This window comes from Mycobacteriales bacterium, assembly GCA_036497565.1.
Lineage (GTDB): Bacteria > Actinomycetota > Actinomycetes > Mycobacteriales > QHCD01 > DASXJE01.
The window spans coordinates 1-3,439 of record DASXJE010000264.1; the positions used below are offsets into that span (position 1 = coordinate 1).

Sequence of the window (3,439 nt, forward strand, 5' to 3'; positions counted from 1 at the left end):
TCTCGCGGCTATCCGCTCACCACGGTGGGCGCTGGGGGCTGCGGCGGAACCGGCAGCTCCAACGCCGCATCACGCTGGCGCAGATCGAGGTCGGGCGTCCCGAGGGCGCGGACCGCGGCGGGCCGGAAACCGCGCACGATCAGCCAGACGCCGAGCGCGAACTCGAACGCGGCGATCGGAAGCGCAGCGACGGCCGCGGCCGGAGAAAACTGGCCGTACGCGCCGAAGAAGACCGCAAGGTCGGAGGCCAGCAATAGGGGGGCGCCGACGAACGCGATGATGGGCAGGACGCGGGGCACCAGGCCGGACCGGTAGAGCAGGTAGCCCAGGAGAAGGTCGCAGGCGACCGGCATGAGGCTCTGCGAGAGCAGGAACGTCCAGTTGTAGGACGCGACCAGGCTGTGGCCGACGGTGACCAGGGAGGCCGTGTCCGCGCCGGCGGTTCCGGCGACGTTGTTGCGCAAGGTGATGATCGAAAGCAGGCTGATCACACCGACGAAGATCAGGCTGGATTCCAGCACGCGGGCGGTGACGAACCCGAGGGCAGCCGTCTGGCTCTGCCGTTTGGCCACCGGGTACAAGACCACGGCCGTGCCGATGCCGGCCAGGGCGACGATGATCTCGGTGAGGGCGCCCACGAGCACGCCGGTGCTGCTGCCGGTGCCCAGCACGAAGTCGGCGTGATCCTTGATCGGCTTGTACAGCGCGAGAGTCGGGATCGACACGAACGTGATCAGGTACAGCACGCCGGCAATGCGGGCAGTCCGCCGCATCGGGTCATTCGCCGCACCTGTCGCTATGGGAGCATGCGCGATGGCGCTCATGTGGATCTCCTTCGGTGGTCCCAGCTCCGCTGACGATCGAAGGCCCCGCCTGCCGGTCGCTCGCCCGGACCGGGTTGCCTTGCGGTCAGATGTCTGTGCGCGCCACACCACCAGGTCGGGTCGGCGTCCTCGCCCCTGGGCGCGGTTCCTCACGGTCACCGCGGTGTTGGCAGAGGCTCATCCCACCGAACTCAAGCGCTACGTCCCAAGCCTCGGCAATCGAAGAGCGTAGCCCCGATCTCGTCCGGATGTGATCGAACAGTTGCAGGTGATGGCTCGCCGCGAAGGCGACTTAACCGTCCGTCCTCCTCGCACGCCGCGCCGCGCTCTCCTCAGCACGACACCTCTTCGAGGTAGGCGACGCTAGCCTCCTCGGCTGCGGTCCTCGGTACGAAGTCGGCGGTGGCAAGCTGGTCCCGGAGCACTCGGTAGAGGTGCACGCAGCTCCGAAGAGCGTCTGCACATTCCTTGAGGTCGTATGTCGGCACGGTGGCCCGTAGGCTCTCGGCAAAAGCGGGCACATAGGTCTCGAGCCGCCGAACTCCGCGAGGTAAGCGTCCTGCCGACGCCAGCGCGAGGGGGCCGAGCACCTCCAACCTCAGAAAGTCCAGGTAGTCGAGAACCTCGAACAGTGCGCCGCGGCCGAGCCTGGTTGCGGCGTTGTGCACCCATACCCAGAAGCGGTCTTCTATCCAGCGCAAGTCTGCCGTCGGACCATGGCTTTCGGTGCGGGCGATTGCGTCGGTGAGATCCGTCGTCCGTTCCCACAAGACGAGCGGGTCCTCGACCCGGGTCTCGAGCTCGAGTGGCGTGAGGAATTTGAAGTCAACGTGCAGGAGTGGGTCTTCGTACAGGCAAATCACCAGGCGCGGCTCACCCACATGCTCACCGGTGAAAGCTGCGAGCTGCCGCCCCCAGGACGCGGTGATGTCCAGGCGCTCCGCCATCACGGACGTATGGTGTTCGGGATCCACGACGGGCACCAGATCGAGGTCGGAGAACTCGTCGACCTCCCCCGACAGCAGCGACCCACCAGCCGCCAGCCCGACGAACCTGTCGTCTCGTCGGACCTGCGGCAGCGCAGCTTCCAAGAATCGCGCGTGCGCCTCAGGCAGTCTCATCGGCACCTCATTCGCTGGATCATCCGGAGTCTCGCGAACGGCGATACAAGGCGCCAGCGGATTACCCGCCGCCCGCTCTTCGAACCCAGCGTAGGAACCGCAGGTCAGTCGACTGATCTTGTGAGCGTTAGCGCCAGAATTCGGTGAGCTGCTCGGCGAGGGCCCTGCCTTGGTCGTAACCCGCTCGAGCGGCGGGCGGACGCGTTGACAGATCCATCAGATTGGTGCCGAATGCGTTGAGAGACCTGCTATCCGGCAAGATCGTTTCGACCACGCTGCCGCGTGCGCGGAGTTCGTCGGCTTGTGCGGCAAGATGCATGCCCCAGTCCAACGGCGCCCGTGTTCTGCCACCGAGTGGCGACAGCACCAGCACGCGCCCGTATCCCGCGGCCAGATCGGCATTCTCGTTGCGTCGGTAGGCGCCGTCGATGAACCGGTTGTTGCCGATGCTGTAGGGCGCGCCACTAGAACAGCTGGCGGCGACGGCGTCCGCCAGGTCGACTCCGCTGTGGCGGTCGAACACGACCGGCTGACCCGTCTGGGCATCGACCGCCGTGATGAGGACCGTTCGTTGCGGCCAGCGCTGGCTGGGCAGGCGCGCGGCGACGGTAGCCCGCCACCGCGTTTGCCCGGAGCCGTCCGACTCCGCATCCATTTCGAGCGCTGCCGCGCCCATCCGTCCGCGCAGATCGGCGGCGTCCTCGGCGGCGCCGAAGATTCGGTTCGTTCTTTCCATATGGTCGGCCACCGGCCCAATGGGAACGCGCCCACCGTCGGATCCGACCGGACCAGTCCGTTGTCGGGGCGCAGCGGCAAGGATCTGGGCAAGCAGTTCGGCCGGAGTCGCGCTCGTTATTTGGGCCGCGGCCGTCGACCCGGCCGACGTCCCGATGATCAGATCGGCCTCGGTCGCATCCAACCCGCCATCAAACAGGCCGGCGATTACGCCGATCAACCACGCATTGCCTGCCGATCCGCCACCACCGAGGACCAACGCTCGACCGCCCGCGGCGAGCCGCGCTATGGCGTCGACCTGCGGGTGATCCTGGTCGGACCTCGGCCGGTCGGAGGCAGTCGCCGAGGTGAAGTGCTCAGTTGAAAAAGGTGTTGTGTTCATGGGAGTCGCCTTTCGCGGGTGCCTGTGGGCGCTCCCGATGGCGACTACCTCAGTCGCGCGATCGTGGACTGCAGGAGAGCACCCACTACGGATACTGCGTTCATGGGTGTCACCTCCTGGATCGCCAGTTCCACTGAACGGCTCAAAACGAAGGGCAAGGAGAGATCTCTCCCTGCCACTTTCAACGTATAGCGCACTGGGGGGCTTGCCGCAAGACCCGGGTCGCGGCGCAGAATCGTCGGCCGATGCCAAAACCTGCGGAAGTGAGGACACCACGTGCGTGTGTTGTTCCGGCCGGCGGACTCGTCAGAGGAGAGGCAACCAGGGATTGGGTGTCGCCCATGAATGAGCAGTACGTCGTGGATCTTCAGGAGGTT

Annotated in this window: 3 protein-coding genes; all 3 read right to left on the bottom strand. The window is 66.3% G+C overall.

The window, feature by feature from the left end:
• Positions 1-8: 8 nt before the first annotated feature.
• The 3 genes from VGH85_21095 to VGH85_21105 all read right to left on the bottom strand — a co-directional run bounded on the left by VGH85_21095 (position 9) and on the right by VGH85_21105 (position 3,062).
• The gene (locus VGH85_21095) at positions 9-824 is read right to left on the bottom strand and encodes a DUF4386 domain-containing protein (GenBank protein HEY2176311.1); all 816 of its coding nucleotides are present in this window, start codon (positions 822-824) and stop codon (positions 9-11) included.
• 332 nt (positions 825-1,156) lie between these two features.
• Complete coding sequence (locus VGH85_21100; GenBank protein HEY2176312.1) at positions 1,157-1,915, bottom strand: hypothetical protein; 759 nt, start codon at positions 1,913-1,915, stop codon at positions 1,157-1,159.
• Between the two features lie 157 nt (positions 1,916-2,072).
• The gene (locus VGH85_21105) at positions 2,073-3,062 is read right to left on the bottom strand and encodes a patatin-like phospholipase family protein (protein ID HEY2176313.1); all 990 of its coding nucleotides are present in this window, start codon (positions 3,060-3,062) and stop codon (positions 2,073-2,075) included.
• Between the last annotated feature and the right edge of the window lie 377 nt (positions 3,063-3,439).

Bases quoted from the DNA above. Each gene is read 5' to 3' on its own strand.
- VGH85_21095 (HEY2176311.1), bottom strand. From the start codon at position 824: ATGAGCGCCATCGCGCATGCTCCCATAGCGACAGGTGCGGCGAATGAC.
- VGH85_21105 (HEY2176313.1), bottom strand. From the start codon at position 3,062: ATGAACACAACACCTTTTTCAACTGAGCACTTCACCTCGGCGACTGCC.